25 protein-coding genes and 2 pseudogenes are annotated in these 26,566 nt (G+C 47.7%); 6 read left to right on the top strand and 21 right to left on the bottom strand.

Going from position 1 to position 26,566, the window contains the following annotated elements; all coding sequences use genetic code 11:
• Positions 1 to 9 precede the first annotated feature (9 nt).
• From A3844_RS34060 to A3844_RS23260, 4 genes and pseudogenes are all read right to left on the bottom strand, one after another.
• Positions 10 to 180, bottom strand: a pseudogene (locus A3844_RS34060) (SF0329 family protein); the annotation flags it as partial.
• A gap of 308 nt (positions 181 to 488) precedes the next feature.
• The gene (locus tag A3844_RS23250) at positions 489 to 953 is read right to left on the bottom strand and encodes an immunity protein YezG family protein (protein ID WP_074108600.1); all 465 of its coding nucleotides are present in this window, start codon (positions 951 to 953) and stop codon (positions 489 to 491) included.
• Between the two features lie 136 nt (positions 954 to 1,089).
• The gene (locus A3844_RS23255) at positions 1,090 to 1,659 is read right to left on the bottom strand and encodes an SF0329 family protein (protein ID WP_074108601.1); all 570 of its coding nucleotides are present in this window, start codon (positions 1,657 to 1,659) and stop codon (positions 1,090 to 1,092) included.
• A 131-nt stretch (positions 1,660 to 1,790) separates the two neighbouring features.
• Positions 1,791 to 2,780 (bottom strand): tRNA dihydrouridine synthase, encoded by a 990-nt coding sequence (locus A3844_RS23260; RefSeq protein WP_074108602.1) that lies wholly within the window; start codon positions 2,778 to 2,780, stop codon positions 1,791 to 1,793.
• A 361-nt stretch (positions 2,781 to 3,141) separates the two neighbouring features.
• On the opposite strand from A3844_RS23260, the gene A3844_RS23265 reads away from it, so the two are divergent.
• Positions 3,142 to 4,440: an MFS transporter gene (locus tag A3844_RS23265; RefSeq protein WP_074084281.1), complete on the top strand. Its 1,299-nt coding sequence runs from the start codon at positions 3,142 to 3,144 to the stop codon at positions 4,438 to 4,440.
• A gap of 89 nt (positions 4,441 to 4,529) precedes the next feature.
• Positions 4,530 to 5,327 carry a nucleotidyltransferase domain-containing protein gene (locus A3844_RS23270; protein WP_074084280.1) on the top strand — a complete coding sequence of 266 codons (798 nt, stop codon included), beginning with the start codon at positions 4,530 to 4,532 and terminating at the stop codon, positions 5,325 to 5,327.
• A 50-nt stretch (positions 5,328 to 5,377) separates the two neighbouring features.
• Here A3844_RS23270 and A3844_RS23275 read toward each other — a convergent pair whose 3' ends face one another.
• From A3844_RS23275 to A3844_RS23295, 5 genes are read right to left on the bottom strand one after another with little or no spacing between them, the layout of a single operon-like run.
• Complete coding sequence (locus A3844_RS23275) at positions 5,378 to 6,406, bottom strand: Gfo/Idh/MocA family protein (protein WP_074108603.1); 1,029 nt, start codon at positions 6,404 to 6,406, stop codon at positions 5,378 to 5,380.
• The gene (locus A3844_RS23280) at positions 6,403 to 7,596 is read right to left on the bottom strand and encodes a radical SAM/SPASM domain-containing protein (RefSeq protein ID WP_074108604.1); all 1,194 of its coding nucleotides are present in this window, start codon (positions 7,594 to 7,596) and stop codon (positions 6,403 to 6,405) included. Before A3844_RS23280 ends, A3844_RS23275 begins: the two co-directional genes overlap by 4 nt.
• Positions 7,596 to 8,717, bottom strand: a complete 1,122-nt coding sequence (locus tag A3844_RS23285) for a hypothetical protein (RefSeq protein ID WP_074108605.1) — start codon at positions 8,715 to 8,717, stop codon at positions 7,596 to 7,598. The genes A3844_RS23280 and A3844_RS23285 overlap by 1 nt, the downstream gene beginning before the upstream one ends.
• Before the next feature lie 16 nt (positions 8,718 to 8,733).
• A complete protein-coding gene (locus A3844_RS23290) occupies positions 8,734 to 10,074 on the bottom strand; it encodes an ATP-grasp domain-containing protein (protein ID WP_074108606.1) in 1,341 nt (446 codons plus the stop codon).
• Positions 10,071 to 10,313, bottom strand: a complete 243-nt coding sequence (locus A3844_RS23295) for an acyl carrier protein (RefSeq protein WP_074084275.1) — start codon at positions 10,311 to 10,313, stop codon at positions 10,071 to 10,073. Before A3844_RS23295 ends, A3844_RS23290 begins: the two co-directional genes overlap by 4 nt.
• A 157-nt stretch (positions 10,314 to 10,470) precedes the next feature.
• On the opposite strand from A3844_RS23295, the gene A3844_RS23300 reads away from it, so the two are divergent.
• Positions 10,471 to 11,391 (top strand): AraC family transcriptional regulator, encoded by a 921-nt coding sequence (locus A3844_RS23300; RefSeq protein ID WP_074108607.1) that lies wholly within the window; start codon positions 10,471 to 10,473, stop codon positions 11,389 to 11,391.
• Positions 11,369 to 12,355: a hypothetical protein gene (locus tag A3844_RS23305; protein ID WP_074108608.1), complete on the top strand. Its 987-nt coding sequence runs from the start codon at positions 11,369 to 11,371 to the stop codon at positions 12,353 to 12,355. Before A3844_RS23300 ends, A3844_RS23305 begins: the two co-directional genes overlap by 23 nt.
• Before the next feature lie 104 nt (positions 12,356 to 12,459).
• Here A3844_RS23305 and A3844_RS23310 read toward each other — a convergent pair whose 3' ends face one another.
• The 5 genes from A3844_RS23310 to A3844_RS23330 all read right to left on the bottom strand — a co-directional run bounded on the left by A3844_RS23310 (position 12,460) and on the right by A3844_RS23330 (position 16,303).
• Positions 12,460 to 13,122 carry an ABC transporter permease gene (locus A3844_RS23310; RefSeq protein WP_167374728.1) on the bottom strand — a complete coding sequence of 221 codons (663 nt, stop codon included), beginning with the start codon at positions 13,120 to 13,122 and terminating at the stop codon, positions 12,460 to 12,462.
• 139 nt (positions 13,123 to 13,261) lie between these two features.
• Positions 13,262 to 13,390 carry a hypothetical protein gene (locus A3844_RS33795; RefSeq protein WP_279629284.1) on the bottom strand — a complete coding sequence of 43 codons (129 nt, stop codon included), beginning with the start codon at positions 13,388 to 13,390 and terminating at the stop codon, positions 13,262 to 13,264.
• Between the two features lie 68 nt (positions 13,391 to 13,458).
• Complete coding sequence (locus tag A3844_RS23320; RefSeq protein ID WP_074108611.1) at positions 13,459 to 14,322, bottom strand: RNA polymerase sigma-70 factor; 864 nt, start codon at positions 14,320 to 14,322, stop codon at positions 13,459 to 13,461.
• A gap of 44 nt (positions 14,323 to 14,366) precedes the next feature.
• On the bottom strand, positions 14,367 to 15,551 hold the full coding sequence (locus tag A3844_RS23325; RefSeq protein ID WP_074084270.1) for an NAD(P)/FAD-dependent oxidoreductase: 1,185 nt from the start codon (positions 15,549 to 15,551) through the stop codon (positions 14,367 to 14,369).
• Positions 15,552 to 15,781: 230 nt separating this feature from the next.
• A complete protein-coding gene (locus A3844_RS23330) occupies positions 15,782 to 16,303 on the bottom strand; it encodes a GNAT family N-acetyltransferase (RefSeq protein WP_074108612.1) in 522 nt (173 codons plus the stop codon).
• Positions 16,304 to 16,428: 125 nt separating this feature from the next.
• Here A3844_RS23330 and A3844_RS23335 point away from each other — a divergent pair, with 125 nt between their 5' ends.
• Positions 16,429 to 17,406: a phosphotransferase enzyme family protein gene (locus A3844_RS23335; protein ID WP_074108613.1), complete on the top strand. Its 978-nt coding sequence runs from the start codon at positions 16,429 to 16,431 to the stop codon at positions 17,404 to 17,406.
• A 423-nt stretch (positions 17,407 to 17,829) separates the two neighbouring features.
• On the opposite strand, the gene A3844_RS23340 is transcribed toward A3844_RS23335, so the two are convergent.
• The 7 genes from A3844_RS23340 to A3844_RS23365 form a co-directional block, all read right to left on the bottom strand.
• Positions 17,830 to 19,281, bottom strand: coding sequence for an ATP-dependent nuclease (locus A3844_RS23340; protein ID WP_074108614.1), 1,452 nt, complete (start codon positions 19,279 to 19,281; stop codon positions 17,830 to 17,832).
• A 160-nt stretch (positions 19,282 to 19,441) separates the two neighbouring features.
• A complete protein-coding gene (locus A3844_RS23345) occupies positions 19,442 to 19,753 on the bottom strand; it encodes a helix-turn-helix domain-containing protein (protein WP_074108615.1) in 312 nt (103 codons plus the stop codon).
• A gap of 94 nt (positions 19,754 to 19,847) precedes the next feature.
• The gene (locus tag A3844_RS23350) at positions 19,848 to 20,396 is read right to left on the bottom strand and encodes a hypothetical protein (protein ID WP_074108616.1); all 549 of its coding nucleotides are present in this window, start codon (positions 20,394 to 20,396) and stop codon (positions 19,848 to 19,850) included.
• Between the two features lie 69 nt (positions 20,397 to 20,465).
• Positions 20,466 to 21,158: a hypothetical protein gene (locus A3844_RS23355; RefSeq protein WP_074108617.1), complete on the bottom strand. Its 693-nt coding sequence runs from the start codon at positions 21,156 to 21,158 to the stop codon at positions 20,466 to 20,468.
• Between the two features lie 54 nt (positions 21,159 to 21,212).
• On the bottom strand, positions 21,213 to 21,890 hold the full coding sequence (locus A3844_RS23360) for a terminase small subunit (RefSeq protein WP_074108618.1): 678 nt from the start codon (positions 21,888 to 21,890) through the stop codon (positions 21,213 to 21,215).
• A 56-nt stretch (positions 21,891 to 21,946) separates the two neighbouring features.
• A complete protein-coding gene (locus A3844_RS32865) occupies positions 21,947 to 22,120 on the bottom strand; it encodes a hypothetical protein (RefSeq protein WP_167374729.1) in 174 nt (57 codons plus the stop codon).
• Positions 22,121 to 22,455: 335 nt separating this feature from the next.
• Entirely contained in the window at positions 22,456 to 25,278 is a 2,823-nt protein-coding gene (locus tag A3844_RS23365) for a DUF927 domain-containing protein (protein WP_074108619.1), read from the bottom strand.
• A 412-nt stretch (positions 25,279 to 25,690) separates the two neighbouring features.
• Here A3844_RS23365 and A3844_RS33555 point away from each other — a divergent pair.
• A pseudogene (locus A3844_RS33555) lies at positions 25,691 to 26,566 on the top strand (IS630 family transposase); the annotation flags it as partial.

Consider the following 26,566-nt stretch of genomic DNA (forward strand, 5'->3'; position numbering starts at 1 on the left):
CATCATCTCTCACAACGCCCCCCGCCTTAGCTCATAAAAATACCGCACAATCGGATGCTTTAACTCCATCTTCTCAGCCATACTCAAAATCCACTTTTTCCCAACTCTCCTGTCCACCAAAGCCAGAACATTCAACAGGATTTCACTGCTCTCCAAGCTTTCCTCTATAGGCGTCGTCATTTGGCAAGAACATTGGGTCTCCAGCAGGTCAACAGACCGTATTTGGACAGACAGATGTTAGAAAGTCGTTAAGAGAGACTGCTAACTTGTTGGGGATACGAAAGAACAGGAAACTTTGGTAGATCTTTTCGAGTCTCTCCTATTACACAAGTTGGCAATGAAATTCAAATAAATGTCTACTTTGATCGTGATGCTGCTACACATCCATCAATCTTTGGTGGAGAACCGGGATATGTTGCCAAGGTGCACAAAATCTCTTTGTGATTATACAAAAAAAGTCGGCTGCACCTACACAGCCGACTAAGAAATCACTCATTCTTATTTTTTAAATATTCATCTAAATACTCTTGGTGGAATTCATCTCTAGGTAATAATCCAAGAACCTCATATTTCCAGATAGTAAGTTGTTTAGAGGGATTGTTAATTACTTCATCATAACTATAATCAATATTAAATTTACCTGATTGCTCAAGATACATCGTCAGATTTGTCCAAGGTTGATCAAGAGTATTTCTGAAAACCTTATTCAGTTCAACAAAATATTCTTGCAACTCCCCGTGCAACCGGTTATATATGCGTTCATCTACTCCATAAATCTCAGGGATCTCATGACTATATATTAGTTCTTTTTTTGTAGCAGATTCGAAGTAAAAATAGATAATACTCGAACCTGGCAATACTTCTGCATAGAGATAAATTTTATCCCACTGATCAGGAATTATTCCTACTAATTTCTTACCTATAAGTTGATACAATTCTTCCATTTTTTTCATATATGTGTCAACCTCCGACTTTATTATATATTGTTACCAAAACAGGTTTGCGATTGTCAATGGTATATTTCACATTAAATTATGCCGGGCGCCCCCTTGCCCATCTATGATCATTTGCGGGTAAAAATTGTTTGCTTCACAATGTATCACGCCGTAGCTCATAAAAATACCGCACAACCGGATGCTTCAACTCCATCTTCTCTACCATACTCAAAATCCGCTTTTTTCCAACTCTCCGGTCCACCAAAGCCAGAATATTCAATACCATATCGTTGCTCTCTAAGCTCTCCTCTATAGGCGTCGTTAAGAACTGATTAGCCACCACGATAAAATTCGATTTAACGAGTGCAGCCTGTGCTGACATTAGCTCTTTGGCATGTTCTGTACTTTTTCTGCTTCTGGCCATTACGATTAGGCGATCCTCCGGCACTGGCCCCTTGGTGGCTTGTCTAACCGCTTCAATGTCGCTATTTGCGATAGGAATTTGGATATCCGGGTCATTTTTAATCTCCAGTTCTGTTTGATACCATCTGATAGTGTTCGTCTTATCACTCATGTTGAGTACGTTCTTTTTATCTACCGAGATATAGCAAATCCCTGATTTATCAGGCAGATAACGGTAACCGGGCGCGCGGTATTCTACCCTTCTATGTAGCGCCGGGCTAAGAAAGCCCTCCAGTTGTTGCTTCAATTTGCTCCAGGACATGTGATCCCCCTCCCATATAAAAAATGAGGAACGGCTTGCTGGCTCCGGGCTTGTCCCTTCCCCATCATCCGATCCTCACACTTTTTTACGTCTATTCTATTTCCCGCTCGAAATTCAATAATTCTGGCGGCCTAATCCCCAAGCTCCCCCGCCCCGTCCTGCTCCTTGCTCCCAAACTCATCCAGCAGCGCACGCACTTCACTTGTGGACTTGGTGTTCATTAAGCTATTTCTTAACTCACTTGCCCCGCGAAATCCGCGGACATAGATTTTGAAGAATCGTTGAAGCGGGCTGAACGAACGTGGTGCTTGTCCTGCGTATTGATCATAGAGATCCAGATGCAGCCGCAGCAGATCAAGCAATTCCTCACTACTGTGCTCCTTCGGCTCGTGTTCGAACGCAAACGGATTATGAAAAATACCGCGCCCAATCATAATCCCATCCACACCGTACTCTTCAGCGAGCCTCAGGCCGGTCTGACGGTCAGGGATATCCCCGTTAATGGTCAGCAGTGTATGGGGTGCCACCTCATCACGAAGTTTCTTAATCTCCGGAATCAGCTCCCAGTGGGCATCTACTTTGCTCATTTCCTCTCTGGTGCGCAGATGAATGGACAGATTCACAATATCTTGCTGCAAAATATGGGTTAACCAGCCGCGCCATTCGTCGATGTCACTAAATCCGAGCCTTGTTTTGACACTGACGGGCAGTCCCCCGGCCTTTGCGGCCTGGATGATCTCTGCTGCGAGTTCGGGACGGCAGATCAGGCCGCTTCCCTTCCCGTTCTCTGCTACATTCGCTACAGGACAGCCCATATTAAGATCAATGCCTTTGAAACCTTCCTCGGCCATCCCGATGCTCATCTGCCGGAAGTATTCCGGCTTATCTCCCCAGATATGCGCTACAATGGGCTGTTCATCCTCTGTAAATGTCAGACGCCCGCGCACAGCATGGTGCCCCTCCGGGTGACAATAGCTCTCTGAATTCGCAAACTCCGTAAAAAACACATCCGGTCTAGCAGCAATACTTACGACATGGCGAAACACAACATCCGTCACATCTTCCATGGGCGCCAGTATGAAAAAAGGCCGTGGTAAATCACGCCAAAAATTATTCGTCATATCATTAACCTCTCTATACGTACCAGGACACTCTTGATCCCGAAATAGTAAACGAACCTGTTCATGACAAAGTATATCATAACCCCGGTAGAAGCATACTCACCCAATAAGTGTGCATCTTTTGAATTTGCAATTGTATAGTTATTTTCCGGGTTCACACATGGTAAAATAAAGAAGAATTTACTGTTGGGTGAATTCAACCTCGAGCGATAAAGAAGGAGAAAACACATGAAAATATGCAGTGGCACCGCTCCGTGCAAGGTCTGAACCGGACGAAACTGCACGGAGCGGATAGAGTTCGTCCGTTCGGCTTTGCACTTTCATTGATTCGTTAAGAATTCATTGAAAGAGGAGCAGAGTCATGATAAAAAAATTAAAAACGAACGTCAGGGAGCTTCGAACGTTCCTGATTTTATGGATTACACAGTCCTTTTCAGCACTGGGCAGTGCAATGACCTCCTTTGCCTTAGTGATCTGGTCTTATCAACAGCAAGGGTCGGCTCTTACCAGCTCGCTATTGGTTATCTGTTCCTACGCCCCCTATGTCCTGCTGAGTATCTTCGCAGGTGCACTGAGCGACCGGTGGAACAAGAAGGCCACCATGCTGATCAGCGACAGCTTTGCGGCACTTTGTACCGTTTCGATCCTTATTCTGATGACGACGGGTACACTCCAGATTTGGCATCTGTATTTGATCAATACCTTGAATGGTGTGATGAACACTGTACAGCAACCGGCGTCGGATGTAGCGATTAGCCTGTTAGCTCCGCAAAAACACTACCAGAAGGTAAGCGGGATGCGTTCCTTATCCAATTCATTGGTTACCATACTGACGCCTATACTCGCCACTTCAATGCTTTCCTTTACCAGTATCCGGGTTGTTATTGTGTTTGATTTGATTACATTTGCTACAGCGTTCATGGCGTTGCTCTGCTGGGTCCATATCCCGCAAGTTCCAAAACAGAGCGGCACGGGGAGCGAGACGGTATTACAATCTGCCAAAAGCGGCTTACGGTATCTCAGGGACAACCGGGGCATTCTGGATTTGATCCTTTTTTTGGCCGTGATCAATTTTACCGCCTCGATCTTCAATGCTGCCCTGCCCGCAATGATGCTCTCACGTGTTGGCGGCGGAGAATTAGCGCTAGGTATGGTCAACGCAGTTACAGGGATAGCCATGATGGTTGGAAGCCTTGCGGTTGCTATTCTGCCGCCGCCAAAAAGCCGGGTTCGGGTCATTTTGAATTGCCTGCTGTTCTCCATGAGCTCCGAGAATTTCATCCTTGCCTTCGGCAGAAGTACACCGGTATGGTGTTTGGGCGCTATCCTCGGATGGGTATTCATTCCGGTTATGAACGCTAATATGGATGTGCTTTTCCGCTCCACCATCCCGATTGAGATGCAGGGGCGTGTCTATTCGGCAAGGAATACGTTACAGTTTTTCACCATTCCTGTAGGATATCTGTGCGGTGGCGTGTTGGTTGACAGGGTGTTTGAACCCTTTATGGCCGTGCAGCCGATGAACAGCCTGTGGGTCGCACTGGTCGGAACAGGCAAAGGCTCCGGAGCAGCCTTGCTATTTCTTGCCATCGGAATTTTCGGTGCCTGTTCTTGCCTGCCGTTCCGGGCGGACAAACATATCTGGAGATTGGAAGAATAGTTGCCCCGGGTAGATAAATGTCTGAATTGACCATAGCTGGTAAGCTGTCCAATGGGTACGCTTAAGGTGCAGGAGCACTTTAAGAGAGGATGAAAGAGATGTATGAGCACCATAGACAGACGCTGGAGAAGCTGGTGGGGAAGCATGAGAAGAACCCTTCCTGTCTGGCAGTAATCACCAGTGGTTCGGTAGCGCAAGGAACGGCCAAGGAAACCTCGGATGTGGATGTTCACCTCGTATTCACCGATGAAGCGTATGAAGAATATGACCGGAACAATACGCTGTCCTATGTGGACCATGAAGTCAGTACCTATGAAGGCGGATACGCCGATATCAAGGTGATCAACCTCCGGTTCTTGGAGCTTGCAGCCAAGCGGGGCAATGAGCCGACGAGGTATGCTTTTACCGGTTCAGACGTTGTGTTCTCTAGAATCCCGCAGCTGAACGATCTGGTAGCCCGAATCCCCGTCTATCCTGAAGAGAACCGGGACCGCAATCTGCGGGACTTTTGCGCCCAGATCTTCCTGTACGCTTTTTATTTCGCCAAAGAGGCGGCCCGGAAGAACGATGCCTACCTGCTCGCTCACACAGCCAGCAATCTGGTATTCTTCAGCGGGAGAATGATCCTGGCTTATAACCGGAGGCTCTTTCCAAGCCACAAGGGGCTTCTGGATGCCGTAGATGCTGCAGAACATAAGCCGAAGGATTTCCGTAAGCTCGCTGCAGAGCTGCTGCAGTCGCCCGGTGCAGATAAGAGTATGCGCTTCGCCGCGAAGATGCTGGCTTTTTATAATCACGGCCTTACCTTCGAGCAGGCGCTGGGCATCTATGTGATGAACAACGAGCGCTCCTGGATAGAGCAGCCTCCTTCCCTGCAGGACCGTTAATACAAACAGCGACTCTCCGGTGATCGGAGGTCGCTGTTTTGACGTTTGGACTATAGATGGCTGGCCGCATTATAGACCCGGCGCTGCTGCGCCTCGGCCATGATTATGGATTGAAGGTGTACCCGTTCCCATGTAGCTTCCAGCTTTTCTGCCCTTTGCCCGCTCATCATTTCTGCAAAAGCCTCCAGCTGGTTAACATAGTAGTTCATCGGCTCAAATTCGCAAAGGGTACTGCGGTTGTCCGGAAGATCATGCCGTATTTTGATTTTGTAGAATCCTTTGACCGGCCGGAAGAAATCCGGGACCGTCAGCACCGTATGCTCGAAATACAAGGTATGCGAAGCCCGGAAAGGAAGCTCAAAGGAAGTGAGACACTCCGCTTCCAGACCGTTCTCATATTGCAGCGCCGCCTGAAAGGTCCAATCGCAGCCATCCGGTCCGTCAAAAGCCGACTGGGCCCTAATCTCTCGGGGCTGAAGACCGACCAGGGTCTGCAGGAACTGCAGCCAATAACAACCCAGGTCGGTAAAAGCGCCTCCGCCTTTAGCCTTGACACTGCGGTAATTCCCGGCATATCTGTCCTTGGCAGGGACGGATATTCTTGTACTGATCCTGTGGAGCGGACCGAATTGCCCGGAGCCGACAATAGATTGGAGTGCCTGCTGCCAGGGATGGAAGGCAATCATCAGACCTTCGGCAAGCTTCGGAGTGGCGGATTGTTCTTTTACCAGCCGTAACCGTTCTGCTTCTTCGGGATTCAGGCATATCGGCTTTTCTACCAATACATGCTTACCCGCCTTCAAAGCCCGAACTGCCCATTCTGTATGAAGTTCATTACTGAGTGCAATATATACTCCATCCAGCTCGCCAAGCTCCAGCAGTTCCTCCAGACTGCCCGCCACATAAGGAATCCGGTAGGTGTCCGCCAGTTTCGCCGCTTTTTCAAAGGTCCGGTTGGCGATTGCCGTTATCCGAACCTTCTCCACAACCCGCGAAGGCTCCAGTATGGCCGGTACAGCAATGTTCGACGAACCCAGGATTCCGAGCTTGTAGGCAGGTTGTTCCTCTCCGTTCTTCATACATGCGTTAATGCAGCATAAGTATTCAAGTACAGCACATTGCATTTGGAACAAGCCGGGGACAAGCCTTCATCCAGAATCCGCCGCAGCCTGTCGTAGCGGGCTGAATTCCATATTTCCGTCAGCGTCTGCTCCTTCACATTGCCAATAGCCAGCTCGCCAAAAAATTTGCATGCACTCACCATGCCGTTCGGAGCAATATCCACCCGGGTACTGAGCGCCAGACATTTCGACGTACTGCGGGACGCCATCGGCTTGCCAGCCACAAAGTCTTCGATTTCATCAAAGTCCAGCCCCGGCTGATAACGGATTCGGGTATTGTGCCAAGTGTTGCTGTTGATCCGTTTCAGGTCTTCGGTTAGCCTTGTGACATTCTCAGGCTTGATATGGTATTTGAAGGCATGCCAGCTGCTCCGGTGATCCGGCGGAAGCTCAGCCAGCCACTGAAAGTGTTCATCGTAGAAGCGGTCCATTTCCAGACTGGTTTCCGCAGAGATATACCACGGGAAGCAGAGCAATACCAGATCGACGCCCTTTTGCTCAAAAAACTCCACCAGCTCGTACAATCGGCCGATCATATTGTCATTAATCACATTGTGCACAGAGATCCGGCCGCGGAAGCGGCCTTGCTTGCGCAGTTCAAGCAGCCGTTCGACGCTCTCGATCACTTTGTGAAATGAACCTTTGCCGCGCAGCAAATCATGCTCCTCCTCGAACCCTTCTATCGGAATCAGCAGTTCCAGGTTGTCAGAGATCGCACACAGCTCCTCTTCGTACTTAGGAATCAGATAGGCGTTGGTACAGATCGTTGTATCCCGGGGATGCTCCTTCAGAAGCTCCAGAATCTGCCGGGTATTCCGGTGAAAAAGCGGCTCGCCCCCCCATAAATACAAACGGGACTGTGCCTCATCCGTCTCCTCCAGAAGCCTCTGGATCATCTCCAGATCCATATCCAGATTCTGCTCGGCGGTGTCCATATCATGATGATAGCCGGATTCATTCCATTGGTAGCAATGCTTGCAGCGGAGATTACAGCGGTTGGTCAGCTTCAGGGACATAATTTCCGGCATAACGGTTCTGAACCCGGGATCATGTTTGCGTTCTCTGTGTGGAACCACGACATTCTTGATCGTGCGTTTCAGAGCCTCAAAGGACTTGGCATCAAGGTTAACTCTACTGGTAGGCTGCATTAGCTTCTCCCTTCTGCTGCGGATCGTTGTTCCGCATAGCTTGCCGCATAGTCTGGATACTGGCCCCTGGCTGACCTGAGGTTATTCGCCAGCTTACGCAATTTCTCACGGTCAAAGCCCGATTCGGCCCACTCCCCGTAACGGATGCCATAACCAAGCTCTACCCACAGATCACTGTTAATCTTCTCGTGCGGGCCAAAGGGGTCCAGCAGCACCAGCGGAGTGCCCGAAGTAAGTGAATCAATCAAGGCGCCTCCTCCCGGCTTGCTGATTACTGCGGATGTCTGCCGGATGACACCATACATCCCATCCTGATAGTTACGGCAGGGCGGAAAGCGGTCTGCCTGGTTACCGGTTACCTCTGCAAAAGGCGGGAAGGTATACTGCCCGCTGCTGTCACGCTTCCAGGTCCGCCACTCCGGGTCGTTCATATAATAACGTCTTCCATGGATGGCCGCTCCAATCTCCTGAGAGCTGTACGCGGCAATATCCAGTTCATACCCTGCCGACTCCAGGGCATCAAACTTCTCGCGGAAGGTTCCAATCCCCCAGCCGCCGCCATGAACAACCAGTCTACCGTTCCTAGCCGAAGGGGACAGCGCTTCCGGGGGGCCGGCATCTATACTGTATAGAATCTCCCGTTTCACGGGGTCATACATGCTTACTTCACGGTAGCCTTCCGCGTAACCGGGGTTCAGCCTGCGGAGATTCTTCCATGATGGCGAAAGATCGGCATCAATATAGAGCAAATCGGCATCCACAGAAAAGCCGGCCAGTTCACGGTACCTGTCCATAACATGCACCCAGTGCCCGGATAATACAATGAAGCGCTGTCTTTCTTCCTGCTTCCATTGTTGAAGCAAACGTTCCACGGCTGCAGCATCAAGGCTGCTCCGGATATCCGCCGGTATTTTCTGTGAGGTCAAAGCTACGGCGAAGTTCTGCTGGTACGCTTTGCGGCTGTTGTCCGTCTGCTTCTTTTTGCTGTCCGGCATGAGTGTTTCAAAAACTTCAATCTCCGCCTGGATACCAAGTGCTATGAGTCTCCGTTCAATCAGCAGGCCGGGGACATAGAAGCCCAGACCAAAACCAGAACATAGAATAGTTACGGTGTTATTCATTGGAGGATCCCTTTCTTTATCGCAGTATAGTATAGCCAGTGCGCAGAAGCGATTCGTCCAGCTTACGGATGAGTCTATTCTTGCTGTCTTCATTTCGGTAAGCGAGTGCTGCATACAGCTTGCCTTTGCCGGAGCCGGTGGATCGGGAAGAGGCTGGAGGCTGGAGTGTACCCGAAGCCAAAGGAATTACTCCTTCCCCCTCTCCCAGCGAAAATAAAACGTCTTCTTGCGCAAGCCGCCCCAGCAGATCTTCATAATGAACCTCGCCTAGGGTTGCCAGCGGTACCTGTAATAGACAGGTGTGCATCCCCTCCTGCTTGAGATGGCGGTCTACATTATGCTTGATCAGACTCATCGACTTCCGGGCATTGATCTCCACCAGAGGGGCGAGGCTCCCGTCACGCAGCAGCATTGAATCCACGCATACATCACCGAAATAACCATCTGCATACAGCTCCCGCCCAATGCTGTGCATGGTTTCCCAATATCCTTCCCGGTCCAGCCTTTCGAGCAGAGACGGCTCCGGGGAATGTGACTCTCCGAAGGCAAAACCGTGGTTGACCAGTTGCTGAACGGACAATATCGAGATCCGGCCTTCCGGATCAATGTGAAATTGACAGGAGAAGTCTGTCTCCCGGTCCAGCAGAGGTTCGAGCACAAACTTTATTCTTTTGTCCTGGTTTCGGCTGGACTCCAGATACCCGGCAATTCTGCGCAACACCCGCTCAGAGTCCACGAGCTGATTTCCTTTGCCGGATACACCATACTCATCCTTGATCAGAAAAGCCCCCTTCTCCAGCAACGCTTGTCCTGATTGCAGCAACTCTTCCGTGTTATGGACGACAAGAGCGATATTCGGCAGCAGCAGCCTGTCCCGCATAGCAGCAGAGTAGGTTTTGGTGTTCACTTTGCGTACAATCTGTTCATCCGGGATAACGGGCAGAAGCTTATATCGCCTAACCGCCTCATGCGTCCCGGGAAGCACGGCAAAAGGTTCAAGGAACCATCCTTCCGGTATTAAGCTGCCCAGTTCCTGCCCGGGGTCCAGCCTGCCCAGCAGTTCAAATACATTCAGTGCGTCCTGTGCTGTGCCTGGTTCCTCCACTCCCAAGGTTAATGGATTCATATTGGTCCTAAATGAATAATCGAGCGATTGCAGATAGTCATATTGAGCCTTATCCATACCCTGACGGGTTAATAGAATATCTCCGCTCCTGCAGAAGACAAACAGCATCTCATCCATGGCCTGCACAATAGCCAGAGCCTTCGCATCAGGAACGGATGGTAGAGCAGCCAGATCTTCCTCCCGCCAGTACCGTTCCGACTCCAGGCTGCCGCAGTGCACAGCGTTCTTCATCGTACGGCAAGCCCCGCGACATAATCGGAGAAGCGGTCTACCGATTTCAAATGTTCAAGATCAAAGGTATCGAAATCTACTTCGACATCGAATTCGTCTTCGATTCTCAGAATAAAGTTGATGATTTGCAGGGAATCAAGTGCGGCGTCCAGCGTCAGATCTGAAGCTCCGTTCAGCGTCTGAAGCAGGCCCGGTTCCTCTTTGATTTCGGCGATAATTTCAATGACCTTCTGCTGCATGTGTATACCCCTTTCAGTATGCGTATTAGGAATGAATAGAAAGAATATACCAAAAATCGGACTGTTAATATATGGTTGAATGCGCCAAAATATTCAGCTATACTAGGGTAGATTCCAGGTTGTCCATCCTAAGGAAGCAGGAAACGGAGGTTTGTTTATGGAAGGTTTTCCGGTATTTACTGGGGAATATCTATTTGACTCCTGTTCATCGGTACAAATGCTCCTCACTCAGGAAACGGTCACTTCCGTATGTCATCAGCACGATTTTTTGGAGCTCGCTTATGTGGTTCAAGGGAAAGGAATCCATCTGGCGGGTGAGGATAAAATGCAGGTTATGCAGGGGGATTTGTTAGTTATACCTCCCGGGGTTTCCCATGTCTTTCACCCTCAGGATCTGACCGGTGCAGAGCCGCTCCTCATCTTCAATTGTATGCTCAGGCCTGAGCTTTGCAGGATTCTCAGAGAGCTGCCGAGACCCTTCTCCGAAGTGGATATGTTACCACTGCTGAGGCTTCTGGAGGTGAAGCAATGGTTCTGGTATAGAGGGAAAAGCGTAGAGCTGACCTTATTGCTCCGCCGTATGCAGGGGATGCAAAACTATGGCTCACTTAGGGGTCAACAGCAGCTATACCCGTTGCTGTTCGAAGTGGCGAACCTCATTATGCCTGCAGCTGCCGTCCCTTTCACTCAGCAGCCCGGGAAGGACTATGATCCGCTGCATGACGTCATCCTGTATATGATTAGTAATTTCAGGAAAAAAATCACGCTGAAGGAGATGAGCCGGCAGATTTCGGTGAGCTCCCGCCAGTTTCAGAGATTATTCAAAATTAAAACCGGCAGGTCCTACATCCAGATGCTACAGGAAATCCGCATGAAATACAGCTGCATCCTGCTGATGTTCACGAAGCTTGGGATACAGTCCGTTGCACTGGAGGTCGGAATTTACGATATGAAATATTTCTACCGGCTATTCCGTGAATATAGCGGGATGACCCCTGCCTCTTACCGAAACCGGTTGCAGAGTCATTTTTTGTCGGCGAAGGAGATGATGAGCAGTGCTGAACATTGCTCCCATTAAGAGTACCCCCTACCCTACCCTGCGCAGTTGTATTGATGACTGCATCCAGTCTGTTGCGAAGTGGCAGGGAACGGACAGCAAGTGCATGTACGGCAATGCCTGGCAGATGTCTTTTGAAGAACAGCAGTCCCCGGATCAGCCGTTGATTGAGCGGTTAATGCTGCCACGGATCAGTACAGAATCCCTGTCTGCGTACCATGGCCTTAGGTTCAGTTATATCGAACGGAAGGGGCCGGCTATGGATAAGAACTTTATGCTGGACATCCTGGAGAGCCGGCTGTCCTCAGGAATGCCGGTCCTGGTCGGATTCGATTCTTATGACTGCCCCTGGTGTGTGGCCTTCCGCAGGCTGCATACCAGCCATGCCTGTCTCGCCGTTGGACTGGACCGTTCGAGCAACATCATTTATCTGACGGATGCCTACTATGGCAAAGAGCTTGAAGCAGTGGATTTTGATCTCCTGGAGCAAGCCTGCCATTTCTATGCCTTATTTGATCTTTGTGATACTTCGCGTTCATACACAGATTGGCAGACTACGCTTCAAGGAATGCTGACCCATCCAACCCACCAGATTCAGCCGGGCCAGGTTGCCGCGCAGCTATCCGCCTATGCGGACGCCTATCTGGAGGAGGGAGTTACCGGCGACGGGACTGCCGAAGCCAGTTCTAACTTCAAGATCTACGCCAACGCCCTGCCGATCAGCAGAATCCGGTTCAGCCTATTCCTGCAGCTGCTTGACGATGGTGCCCATGTGCCCGCACTCTCCCGGGCCGCCGAGGGCTACCGGCATGCAGGAGAGCAGTGGGATCTGATTAATCAATTTATAATCAAGGTGATGTGTTCCGGCAATAAGCAGGCTGCGCGGGTGAAGATTCATAAGAAGATGTGTGAGATCATCAGCTTGGAAGAGCAGCTTCTGGATGAATTGGTAGAGTTAACAATGATCATCAACAACCATTATTAATTCCCCATTATTCTGCACAAGCACAAAAAAAGAAGACGCACAGGAATTAGGAGTTTCCTGCGTCTTCTTTTCATTGGTGATGCCACAGGGTGGAATTACGTAATCTAATTCTCTCTCCGAAGGCCATCTACAATATTTACTTTATTTAACCTATACATCGGCCAAATCGCGGCGGCGAGCGACGTAATCATCGCACCCGCGAAGGCAATGCCGATACTGGCCCACGGGAATACCCAGGCTGTATCCAAAATGCCTGCGAAGAGAACATGTAGTCCATAATTCAGAGCCGTCCCTAGCAGAATACCGATCAAGGAGGCCAATAAACCATAGAATATCCCTTCTAAAATAATCATTTTCCTCACTTCATTCTGCGTCATGCCGATGGCCTTCAGCACTGCAAACTCTTTCGTACGAAGGATCAGATTCGTACTTACGGTATTCATAATGTTCAAGAAACCAATGAGCACAATGACACCGATGAAGCCATACAGCAAGATACTGAACGTCATGGCGTCATTTTTGGCCTGAGCGATTTCCGTCACCCGATCCGTATAATTAAATCCGGCATCCTTTTCATTTAATGATTTGAGATAGTCTGTTATAGGCAGGCTCGATAGCTCCGGATTAGCCAGGATGAAGATTCTGGAATAAGTATCGGTTCCCATGATCCTGGAATAGACTTCCGGGGACGTAAAGAATGAAAGAACTTGACTGCTATTATATTCGTTCGACAGCAAATCCTGATCGACAATCCCCGCTACTGTCACGGTTAGATATCCTTTATGCTTCCCGTCCATGGCTCGAATGGTGATGTGGTCTCCAAGGCCCGAAATAAAAAAGATTCGGGCAGTGAGGTGATGCTCTTTATTTTATTTGAACAACGGCATTGAGCGGAGATCAGATAGATCAAAACCATTTGCCATCTGTACCCATCAAAAAAAAGCTGCTCTGCCAATACGCCAATAGTTGCAGATCCGGCTGCCGCCGCAAGCCTTCTCGGCATTTTAATAATATCTCGAAAGTCGAAGTTGTCATGATTCCTCCCTTATATAAGCTGTTCGTGGTCTTGTACATAAGGACTAGCTCCAATCGAATACTCTTTTTCATTTCAATAAATGCCTCAGCTTATCTGGGTTCCTAATAAAGTACAGGTTGCAAATCGCATTTCTCTCAACGTGTATCAGCACAACAACTTCGATGCCCTCGCCTGAACGGACAACAAGCCCTGTTTGACCATTTATATCCGTCATCTCTACATGCACGCCTCCTTCGTAATGAGGAGCCTTACGAATTAGACCGAGAAGGAACCGGGCGACGGGATCGCGCGATTCAATAGGACGGACGGCGGCGAACGCTTTGCCCCCTCCATCAGAGACCAACACGACATCTTCGGTGAGTATGGATACAACCGTGTCCACGTTTCCCAGTTCGAGAGCCTTCAGGAATCGACGGACCCACTCTTCGCTCGCCGCTTCTGAGTGGACCTGCTCATCACGGGTAATCCCCATCTTCCCTCTCGCACGGCTGAACAGTTTGCGGCAATTTGCTTCACTTTTGTCAACAAGTTCAGCAATATCTGAATATTCAAAGCCGAGCGCTTCACGAAGCACGAATACCGCCCGTTCCGTATGGGATAGTCTTTCAAGCAACACGAGCATAGCGTAAGACAACAGCTCATCACGAACAACCGCTTCAAACGATTCATCATTGGGCGTAAAAATGGGCTCGGGAAGCCATTGTCCGAAATACAGTTCCCGCCGTTTACGCGCCGATTTGAATAAATCCCGACAGCGATTAGTCACCATTTTGCACAGATATGCTCTGGGTTTAACCAAACGCGCCAGATCTACGTCATTGATCTTCAGGAATACGTCCTGCACAGCATCCTCCGCATCGGAAGCCGACCCGGTCAGTTGGTAGGCAAGCGTAAACAGCAGCGCTTTATACTGCTCATATAACTCTTGCATCTTCCCACTTCCAATCTTAGCCTCGAATCCTCTACTTAGTTACATTATTTTAACAGACTTGGCGCATCCCATGTAAATTTCCTCAGTCGCCAACCCAGCTTTCCCGTAAAAACAATATCTACCCCCAATATACGTGTCCATGCCATTCCATGCCCCGGACCTAAGCCAAAGCAGAAAAAGTCTATAAACCCCTTATGCGAAGGTGCAGGGCGCCCTTCAAGATCCGCCGACAAAATCTTCCCAAGCCTTGCCGCTTGAGCGGTCGCTTCCTTACACGTCTTCCCGTCCGCCCGTCCGCTAGCAGGGTCTACGATTCGGGCGCAGTCGCCAATGCTGTATACACCCTGAGTACCCTGAACCCGGTAACTTGCATCTACGATCACGTATCCTTCCGGAGTGACCGGTAACCCGATGTTTCGCAGCGTTGGATTGGGTAGAAGCCCCAGCGTCCAAACACATAGACCGACAGACATCGTTTCTCCGCTAGATAAGGTAAGCGTTCCCTCTTTCTCCTGTAAAACTCTGCTCCCTTGTAAGACGGTTACTCCGCAAGCTTCAAGTGAACGTTCCAGTTTAAGCCCTACCTTGGCCGGGCCATCCGGGAATAGCCTCTTGTTCGTGTTAAATAGTTTTATCCTCACAGCGCCCGGATCAAGTCCCCATTGCTGCGCATCTTCTCGAACGAAATGAGCCAGTTCGGCAGATGTCTCGATGCCGCTTATACCTGCTCCCGCAACGGCAATGGTCATTAATCTCTGACGCTCTTTCGCGTTTGTTTCCTTAACGGCTTTTTGCATATTCGTGCGCCACGCTTCTCTGATCTTCCACGCGGCATCCAAGCTCGCCAATGCCATCCCCCCCTGATCAAGGTCGGGTTGCCGTACGATGCTGCCTACCGTCAAAACGAGAATGTCATATTCCATCGAATTCTCAATTCCTTCGGCATCCTGATAAAGCAGCCTTCTCTTCTCTGATTCGATTTTGGTTACGGTAGCCTGAACGAATTCGACCCCCACGGGAAACAACCTTGTCAGTGGGACAATTATATCTTCGTTTCCAGCCGCAGGCTTAAAAAGCAAAACTTTACGAAGGTGATAGGGATTCTTATCGATTAGAATGAGTCGAAGCGGACGCTGGCTTGACTCACCCTTTAACGTTTTTCGAATCGCATTAACCGCATTGATGCCCGCATATCCTCCGCCAACGATGATGCATATCAATTCTTTCATTGCAACCACTCCTTATTTTGTTTTGCTTATAAAACGAGATAAGGGGTCGTGTTGTGACAACAGCGATATGTTGACGACTGCCGATTATTCGTACTCACGGATATTAAACGGTGTAAAACATGCCTTACCTTTGTCGGTAATTATTTTCGATTGAGAATTGAATCTTTATCATATTTTCCCCTTTGTTTGCTGGATTTACAGGCGTAAAGACTTGAAGCATCTCAAAATGATTAGGTTTCAATCCAAAATCTTTTTACGATATTGCCATCTTCTTCTGTAAAGCTTGTGTCCGGTATTCCGCCGTTGTTTAGTATCGTTTTCTCGGAAGCTATATTATCTTCATCACATACAACAAGAACTTTTCTGATACCGAGTTCTTTTGTTTTTCCCAATGCCATAGCAAGTAATTTTGTAGCATAACCTTTTTGTCTCTCGGTAGGACGAATTCCGTATCCAATATGACCGCCACAATTTAATAACTTTTCAGTTAAGTCATGTCTGATATTTACTGCCCCTATGACCCTCTTGTCATTGGATACTAACCAGTATGTAGAACTTGGAACCCAATTTTCAGGGATATGCTCTCGATTTTCATTTTCAAGCAGAAATTGAATCATACCCTCAAAGTCAGACGGGTCTCTGCTTACAACCCACGGTACAATAGATTCTCCACTAGACCTCCATTCCTCGTAGAAAGCTATGTATTCGTCTTGATATTCAATACTCGGCTTTGCTAAAAATACAGTTCTCAAGAACAATCCCCCCTATCAACTATTTGCCAGTAGTCAAAAACAAATATAATCAACCATTACATTTTTCCCTAAAAATTGATGTGTTACTGTAATATTATACAATGATAACGAGGAGAGATTGAGGATTGGATAAAAATTTGAGTATAGCAAAGGAAGCGTTAAGTAACTACTCCATAACATGTAAATCGATTGATTTCATTGCACAAAGCGGAAATACGATCTACAAAATCACTGACCTGGATAACAACAGCTATAGCCTCCGATTGCATATATCCAAGGGTGACGCTCTTGAGAGTTTTTGGAGTAAGCCGGAAGTGATCCATTCCGAAATGATCTGGCTTCACGCCTTAGCATTAGATACAGATTTAACCCTGCCTTCACCTTACAAGAATACCTGCGGAGAATTCATTACGAACGTAAACAATACAAGCTGCACTTTGCTACAATGGGTGGAAGGTGAGCAGAAACCTTTTATCCTTACAATAGATGACGCTAAATATATAGGTGAAATGACCGGTAAATTACATAGGCAAGCCTCTAACTGGCAAATCCCAAGTTTATTTGAACGTCCTGTCTTTGATAGTTCCCGTATATTACAATCACTGGGCAAGCTTAGGGAGCGGGCTAATGCAGGTCTGCTTCATACAAGTGATACCGAACTTCTTCAGATTGCAGGTGAGCAGGTAATTACAATGATGAACTCTATGGAGAGAACGTCCGGTAATTGGGGAATGATTCATGCCGATTTGATTCCAAGTAATATTGTGTTTCATGAAAACGAGGCGCGGCCCATCGATTTTGGCGCTTGCGGGTTTGGTTACTATTTGGTTGATCTGGGCTGGACGTTCTCCTATATACACCCTTCATTCAGAGAACAGTTACTGAAATCATATTCTAAGTATCATTCATTACCGGATAACTATATTGAGCTATTGGAAGGTTTTTTCGTTGCAGCACAGCTTGAAACCATGAATTTCTGGCTGGGTCTGCCCGATTCGCAGGATTGGTTGCCAAACCATATCAGTAAATTAGCCAGTAGAGAAATTAATGCCTATGTAAACAATGAATCGTTTCTCTTCACAGGTGTTCCGTATTGGGAATAACAATTCCTATACTCTTGAACGCTCGCAATCTAAGTTTAAAAATACACAAAAGAGCCATGTAGACCTCTCTACATGGCTCTTACTCCAGAAGGGATATGGAATCTTATATAGATTCCTGCCGCTTCTGTTTATTTTTTACTCCCTAACCAACACAGCTACCGATTCCACATGCACCGTATGCGGGCAACCATCCCGTTATTAGGGCTTCTGTTATAGTGATAAGAAACCGCGTAAAATAAGGGCTTTTATGAACAGCGTATGCTGTGTTGTCGGCTTTTAGGGCGGTTTAACATCAAGTTTCACATCAGATTCACATCAAACAAGCTGTACTGTTTTTTTTTGCACTCCCAAAAGTCACGAAAAAGGGCGCAATTAGGTACGCCCTTTTATTTATCCATAGGAATTTTATCTGAATCGCTTTCCTCACGATTGACCTTCAAGCTTCGCATCGATTAAATTTAATAAGTCTTGAGTAGCTTCATCTCTCAGTTCATTCTTAACCCATGAACGAGCCATGGCTCTCCACAATTCATTCCCGCCAACAACTAGTTTGTCTGCGGTATGTTTTATCCAATCATGATGATTTGGTAATGTTGCAGCTTGCTCAGTGAAATTAACTAATTGAGAATGGGATCGATTAACATTCTGTGCAACATCCGGCCAACCACTAATACTTAAATCATCGTATATCTGACGTTCTGGAGCATCATCTCCCGGTAGCAACAGGCACCCTGGTGAACTATCTTGATCAGCATCAAGAATGATAATTGAGGGCCGCGGAAATCTCCCTTGGGATTCCATCATCCCTAAGGATTTGCCAACAGATGCTGATCCATATGAAATAATAGAGCATCGCGACAAGTGATCCAAATTATTCTTTGCAAGAATTTCTTCTATTAAGATTTTTGCCACATCATCCTCAACATAAATATCTAGCTCAGGGTAGTTAATTTCATCCATTCTTGTGAGGGCAAATTCCGAACTTATTCCGTTTACTACATTTTTAATACCATTATCATTAAACACATAGACTCTTGCAATTGCCGGCAATTCATCAAGTATATACGGAGAGTGTGTAGTTATAATAAACTGCACTTTCTTTTCTCTTGATATAACAGCCAAATCTCTTAATAATCTTCTTTGTGCTCTTGGATGCAATGATGTTTCTATCTCATCGATTAATACTAAACTGTATTGAGGTATATCTTGAGCTAATAATCCTGCAATAGTAGCCTCACCAGCCCCTTGATGAAAACCTGAGTAGCTATGACCATTTAGAGAAATTACATTCACTGAACGATTCGCATCTATATCAGTTATTGACTGTTTTACACTATTGTAAGACTTACCAATAATACTTGAAAACCTGTTTTTTTGATCATCAGTGAATAATTGTGAAGATGCTTCTTTAACCGATCTTTTGGCTAGTCTTGAGTAACCCATTCTCGCATTTATAGGCTGTATTCTTCTCAGGTCAAGAAATTCCACCTTTCTTTCTCTACGTGTTTCAATCCCCCTCCATCTGGTTGTAGGCTTTCTTACCGAGATAACATGTGAATTTGTACCCTCCCTAATAGAGGCTTTTATATCAATATCAGTTAGTTCTTCCCAAGCGGTGTCAGGAAAGAACAATGACGGGAATAGTTGTGCGTTTTTAGACCTTCTTGAATCTCTATATAGTGAAGCTGCGCATTGAAGTATTGTGCTTTTACCTGAGCCGTTCTCTCCTACAATTGCTACAATAGGAAATTTAAAATCAACTCTTTCACCCGCCCATCCTCTAACGTTATTTATTTCTAACCATTCAAGATGTTTTGGATAATCGCCTCTCTCCCATGTATTATCAAGTCTTCTTACCTCACGACTTAGGCTCATTCTTTAACCACCTTTATACATTAAATAACTTCTGAGGAATATAATTCGTCACCTCTCAAGTATCCCCTGCAATAACACTCTAAAATTTTGGATTCGTAGCGATTGTCGAAAATTGCAACACAATATAGTTACGGCTTCGAACTAGCTATGAAGAGTGATATCAGCCGTCCGGCGCGTCATAATTTAACCGCTCCTGATCATCCATCCAGCGGTCAAGTGAAGACAACCTAAACCGCATTTGAGGCTTTTGAGATCCTGCGGCTCCAATAGGAAACCACGGAATTCTTTTTTCCTTAGCCATGGTATAGAGCAAAGTCTTTGAAATGCCGATATACTCTGCTGCCTCGTCTGCAGAGAGAGTCGCCCGCTTCAGCCGATCCGCGTACTTCTGATCTGCTATTTCCTGTGTGACCGGCAGCAGCTGAGCCAGGATACGATTCTTGATTTCGTCGATAAACTCATTAGTCGTCATAATATCAGGTCCCCCTGTGGCTAAAATAATGAAAAGAGCCCTCCGAAGAGAGAGCTCATAATACAGTAAAACTATTATATTTCAGGTGCTATCCCTATCCTTCCAATTCGGCCAGTTGCTTATTCAATTCCACAAGCTGTGCCTCCAGGTCAGCCAGTTCGACTTTCTTTGCCTCCAAATTAGCCAGCAAATTATCAAGGAAATTCTTTCGTCCAGTTTCTTCAATGGTACCAATGGAGTTGTCATAGGCTGCCTGTGCCCTTGGAATTGCATCCGTTTCGTACAGACTCACGCCGCCCCTGGCAGATTCGATTTTAGTCTGAACGGCTTGAATTTCAATCTTTTTTCTACTAATGGAAACCGCTGCTGGCAAATCACTCGTTGCTATATTCGCGGTATTGTCGCTCATAATGATCTTCTTCCCCTCTACAGTCAGCGTTGCCCCGGAGATTTGCGCGACAGCGCGTACCGGAGCATACGCTGAACCATTTATGATGGCCGCTTCTGCAACATTTTTTCCGTCCTTCTCAATCGAGAAGACCCCTGTTACCTTTTTCCCGACCAGACTCGTAGAATCGGCGAAAGCCGAAGCCCCGGCAAACAATAACGCACCGACAATAATTCCAGACACAAATTTCTTCAAGATGAACACTCCCTTGGTAAAAATTTCTACCCTTATTATCGTCGGTAGGTTACAGTTCTGACAAGACTACTATGCTGGAATGTTCACCTGTGCCAACAGATTGCCATCTTTACTCCACAGTTTCAAATTACGGGATGTCGGGTCAAATGTCATATTATAGCCTGCCTCCGAAACGTCAGCTTTGTTATGCAATTCATTCGCCATCGAAACCCCGGTCTGCTCGTTCTTGAGTTGCGCCCAATCTATCACTTGAATCGAATTATATCCCCGAAGATAGATGTTCATGAACTCCAGCGTCAGGTTACTGTTGCCGTTCATATACAAGCCCGTGGAGCTACTGGGAAGACTCATTGATGCATAATCACTCCCGTTTACAAAACTGAAATCAGCGAGTTCATTCGTTCCGACAGAACGAATTTCAACCCCCTTCCCTTCTGCTGTGTAAGCTCCAAATAGATCGCCCTCCGGGTCCATTTTGATCAAAGGGTAGTCAGTCTTACTCCGGACCAGCGCTCCTGTCATAACTACTTTCCCGTCAATTCCCGCTGTGAATGTCAAATTCACGCCATCGTTAATGGTGATGCCCTCATTATCCAGGATGATTGATGCGCCGTTATCCAAGGGGATGTGTAACTCGTTAATGTTCTTCCAATCAAGGTTATTTAGAAGCCACGATAGCTCCTTCGTCATCTTGCCTACGGCGTTTTTAAGTTCTTCTACACTGTTCATACCATTTACATTGGGAAACGAAAATCCTGCCATTATATCAAACCTCTCTTTCTTTTCTCTTTTTCTCACTTAGCTGCTTGAAGTCGATTACATCAAATCTTCTAATTTTTTGATAGTCAGCTCGCCCTTCAGCCTGAGTTCATCCTTGTACATGCCAAGGTGCCGGGCGATCCGGTCCCACGCCTGCTCCTGGTCATTCAGCTTGACCTCCAGTCCGTTTGCCGTGTATTTGGCTCCGGCGTACAACTTCTTTGCCTTCGGGCTCAGATCCCTTGTATCCGCAGCGTGGAGCTGTCCATGACCCTCCCCGTGGCATTCAGGGCATTTCGGATGTGGTCTAATAGTTGGGTCGAAGCCGTAGCCCCCGGAATCGGAAGGAAGCACAGGCGTCTTGCCCTTCTTGGTGCTGAGCTTGGCAGCGTTCACCGCTCGCTCATACTCCTCGTTGTCAATCCACTGATACTCATGATCATGACCAAAGCAGTGCCGGCAGCAGACGCGCCGATGATGGATGACTTCATTGGGGTCAGCAGTAGCCAAATCCAGCCAGTGCTGAAGCACCATCTCGGCGGTAACCTCAACCTTGGCAGCTCGCTTGTCCATGGCTTCCTGTATGGCGATTTTTATATCAGGTTTTGTCAGGTTCTCCTGCCCGACAGATCTGGCGGTCTTGGCACTATACCCGGCACGAATCGCAGCCTGAGTAGCGTTAAGATCAACCAGATATTCGGTTACGAAAAGCTTCTGTTTAGCCGTCAGTGCCATCTATATCAACTCCCTTCAAATAGGTTCCTTACTTATCTCAGAGTGGATCTGTCCTGCTACATCAGCCCCAGCCGCTCCGCGACATCCCGCCAGTCACGTTCCGCTTCATAATGCGGCCATCGGTCATCAATGAGGTTCTCGATCTCACGGCTCAGCAGGGAGGCATCCATACCCCGCTCCCAAAGCTCATCAATCGTCTGTTCCACTTCCCGATTCAGTCGTTTGCTCATAATTTGCTTATCACCTCCCTCCCAGCATTGACCTTGCTTGCAGCAACTCCGCCGCGTTTAATCAAATTGTTCCCAGCGGTTCCAGCCTTGTTCCAAGAGCTAAACCCTTGTGCCGCAAGGGTTTGAGGGACTTGGTTCTCTGTTCTCAGTCTCCGCAACATATACGACGTCTATATGAAAAAATAGGGGTATATAGCAGAGAGATTTCCCTTATGTGTACATATTGTATTTATATTGAGAACATAAGGAACACTGAGAACAAGAATACAGATTCCCTTTTGCATCAAGGGATTTCCCGTTCTCAGTGCCGTGCCAATGATTGAGAACACCGAGAATTAATCCTGTCCGAATTCTGAAAATCGTTCCCTTGTATCAAAGGACCATTCGAGCTTGGTCATATCAAAACAGTAGGTCCAGGGATTTCCTCCGCCCAATCTACGTCTCCATTTGGTACGCTGTGGGGCTGCCTTGGTCCACCCCTTCTCTTTCCATGCCTTTGATATAGAAAGAGGCTCATACCCACGTGATCTGAGATGCTCATCCAGCAAATCATCAATTACAAAAAGTTCATCTTCCTTAATCTCACCGAACAGCCTTCCTTGGTACGGCTGCCCGCCCCCATTAATGATGAACTGCCTATTATTTGTGGTCACCCAGCTCATTACAGACTCGAGTGCTTCCTCTGCTCGGTCAAGCTCCGGAGACCCCCCGGTAACCTCCATCCATGATTTCTCCAGATCAGCAGCAGCATATAACCCTTGGCCAAAACAGGCATCGAACATCTGGCCAGTCACATCGATCAGCGCCATGATTCTCGACAACCGCATGGCCACTTCTCCCGCAGTTCGGCTGATCTGCAGATACCATTCGCAAGCGGCGCTGAACTGCTTCTTCCAGTGGGTCATATCGGCAGTCTGCAAGAAGCGAATCCACGGCTCCGCCATATGGCCGTAGTTTTCACCTACCAGCTTATTCAGCTCCTGGACCAGCCGGGCGGCTTCAATATCTGCTGTAATAAATGGGGAGCCCTCCAGTGACAGCACACGGCCCACGCTGCCGCCGTCTTTGGCGAAGCTCGTAACTCTCTGCTCACCGGTTGAGAGCATCACCGTTTGCCAGCCAGCGCTGACTTGAGTGCCTTTCAGTGATCCTCTGCCCTTCCCCTGCCCGCTGCTGAACTGGTACACTATTGGCCGCGCTGTCCGCTCGTCCGTCTTCTTTGTGTCATCCAAGAAGAGCGGTAAATGATTCATAGTGGACGCATATCGCTCAATGGCTACCTTCGTCATATTCCACTGCCGGAAGATTCCTGGCTTGGTTTCATCCGGACTTCCGAAGAGGCTAGCTGCGATTCTCAGCGCCGTTGTCTTCCCTCTCGATGTACTGCCAGCCAGCTCGAATATATAAGGGCTCTCACCCCAAAGACTCAGCAGCGGCGCCGACAGCGCGGCATAGACTGCCATTTTAACCGCAGGAAAAGGCTTGATTCGCTCCAATACCAGCATCGTTCCCTGCAGTTCCCCCTTGATGTGAAAGCCTCGTGCTGTTTGACCATCCCCCGCATCTTTCGGCATGAACTGAATGTCCCCTTCGCCAATGAAGCGTTCGCCAAGCAGGAACCCACCACCGATCCACCCGAGTTGATTGCTGACTATTCTTGTGACCATCCGGTCTGCGTTCTCCGACTCGAAGCGGCTGATATAAGCGGCCAACTTCCGGGCGTTCTCCGAATGGACCGGCAGCCCATAGTCCGATAGATTAATAAGCTTCTTCGAATCGGCAAAAGTACTGCGGGTATCGGAAACAGACTTCGTACCCCTGTTGCTTACCCATGAGACCTCCAGCCCCTGTGTATGATCGGTGAGGTTCGTATAGCGCCCTGTGACGGCAACCAGGCATTCACATACACCAACTTTCCTTACCTCACCGTTTTTCAGGGTCTTGACTTCGAATAGCTTGCCGCCAATGACCTCAAAGCCTAACGGAATCTTTATACCGGTTAGGTTTATTGCCGTCTCCGCACCCGAGACTGCATCGATCCCATACTCAAAATCAGGATCATCACCGAAGGCTTCCTGAATCTCAGCTGTAGCTTCTTCCTGAATTAAACGCTGAACATCATCCAGGCCGTGGGTAAACTTAACCATCTCTAAATGACTGGGCTTCTGATCTACCTCCTGCCCTTCGGGGGCATCCTCGTCCAAGTGGCCGAAGAGATGGATCCGAACCAGATCAAAAGCATTATGGCTGTGGCCATCGGCTACCGGATCGCTATCTTGATGCGAATAAGCCAGTTCTTGCTCTGGAAAGAGCTCTAGCCCATTTCCGCTGCTGCCTTGCGTGTAGGTGTAGCGATTTGTCATGCTACCCGGCACATAGATTTCAGACAGGAACTCGTTAATGGCATCTTCGATAGAATAGACCCGGCAGAACTGTCCTACGATGCCCCGCTTGGCTCTGGGGTCCTGCGGCTTCCTACCTGTGAAGCGGGAACCCGCCTCACTGGGATGTTTTGGCCAGTTCGCAGGATCTGTCCAGTTCGCTTCGTACATCCCCAGCGCGTGATCTACTCCAAACGGATTTCCTTCAGATTCAATAAACACAGGCTCTGCGTCCTTCGAGCAAGAAGGCAAATACATTAACCGATTTACATCAAATGTGGTTTTATCAAAGCATTCCATTCCGAGCGAGAACGCGATCATGCGTGAAGCTGCCGAACATTCATCCGGCGTCATTTCCCGATCCATCAGAATGATTAGGCGGTACTTGGGTTTGCCATGACGATGACTGTGCGTGGAGTAAATTACATAAGCGTGATCACCGATCACCAAATCCACCATCATGAGAAAAGGTTCATCTGGCGTATCCACATCCAATGTAATCAGACTGCGAACGTCCACGCTTTCCTTTCGGCGCCGACCGCCCCGGACAAGGCCGCCCACGAAGGCAGGTCCGCTCTTTATGACCCCTTTCTCCTCGCGGCTCATCTTGTCATATTGTTGCATCGTTTCGGTTGTACGACGAGCGATCCGAAGCCGATCTACAAAATCCGGCCATTTCAAATAATCGACCTTCCAGTTAGTATCTGTTGCATTTCTACCGAAACTAATCGGTAGCTCCGCCTCATGAACAAATTTAGATCTGTCCGGCTGCTGCATTCACTGTCACCCCCTCATCCTCTTTACATGAGGTGTGCAGCTGTAACTCCCTCATCTCACAAGGCATTGTCTTAAATTCATCCATAGTGTCAGCTCCTAAAGTATTGCAGGTTGCCGCAGTATATTGGCCGGATTACCTGACCAATCGATTGTGTTTTGTTTCAATGGCATAAATGATCCTCTTTGAACCAGTTTTCGGTACTTGAATCAGTATGCCAGGAGATCCGTTCAGCGCATGAAATGTAATAGAGGCTTCAACACGCTGCCCTTTATACCTCCAGTGCTTTTCGATGGACCTAAGAATCGGATCGATTATGATATCAATAAGTTCCTGTCTATATAAGTTGAACTAAAGGAATTCATTTGCACACTGTCGAATAAAAAAGTACAACCTAAAAGCGACGGTGAAACCATGCAAACGACACAAACCTTTATTGAAATTGAAAGCTTAATGAAAAAAGAAAAAGAGCGACGTATGTTTGAGCGTTACCAAGCCATTTTTCTGCATTTGAAAGGGAAGAATGCACAAGAAATCGCAGAGATCATTGGCAGAACGGAACGAACAGTCTATAAATATTTACGTGCTTATCGCGAAGCGGGCGTAGCTGGATTGCAAATCAACTATTCAACGGGAACAACAGGAACAACTGAAAGCGACGATCGTATCCTCAGTTCCCCACGAAATAGGGTTTGAAAGTAAATACAGCTGGACCCTCTATCTCATTGGTGAGTATATTAAGCGGGAGTTCGGTCCGTCCTACTCGCTTCGTGGCATTTCTAAAATGGTGCACCGTCTTGGACTCAGCTACACGAAACCCACATATACGCTAGCTGCTGCGGATGAAGCCAAGCAACAAGTCTTTACAGAGGTGACGTTTCCTACTTTGAAAAAAGACTAATGGACGAAGAGATTACTCATTTGCTCTTCGAAGATGAGTCCATGATCCGGGACTACCAAGCGCTTCAGCATACATGGTTTCTCAAAGGCAAACAACGCATCATCCAGACCACAGGCAAACATCGCGGCGTCAAGTTGTTAGCCGTACTGAATTATATGACGGGTCAAATTCTCTGGAAAGAAGACGAGCAGTATAACGCAGAGACGTTTCTGTCCTTCCTACAAATGGTGGTTGAGGCGTACTCTGAAGGAAAGATTGTCATAGTACTGGATAATGCTCGTATTCATCATGCGAAATTACTTCAACCCTTTTTGGAAGATTACAAAGCACGTCTTGAATTGGTTTTCTTACCTCCCTATAGTCCGCAACTAAACTTGGTTGAGGGACTT

Source organism: Paenibacillus helianthi, from assembly GCF_001909055.1.
GTDB lineage: Bacteria > Bacillota > Bacilli > Paenibacillales > Paenibacillaceae > Paenibacillus_AQ > Paenibacillus_AQ helianthi.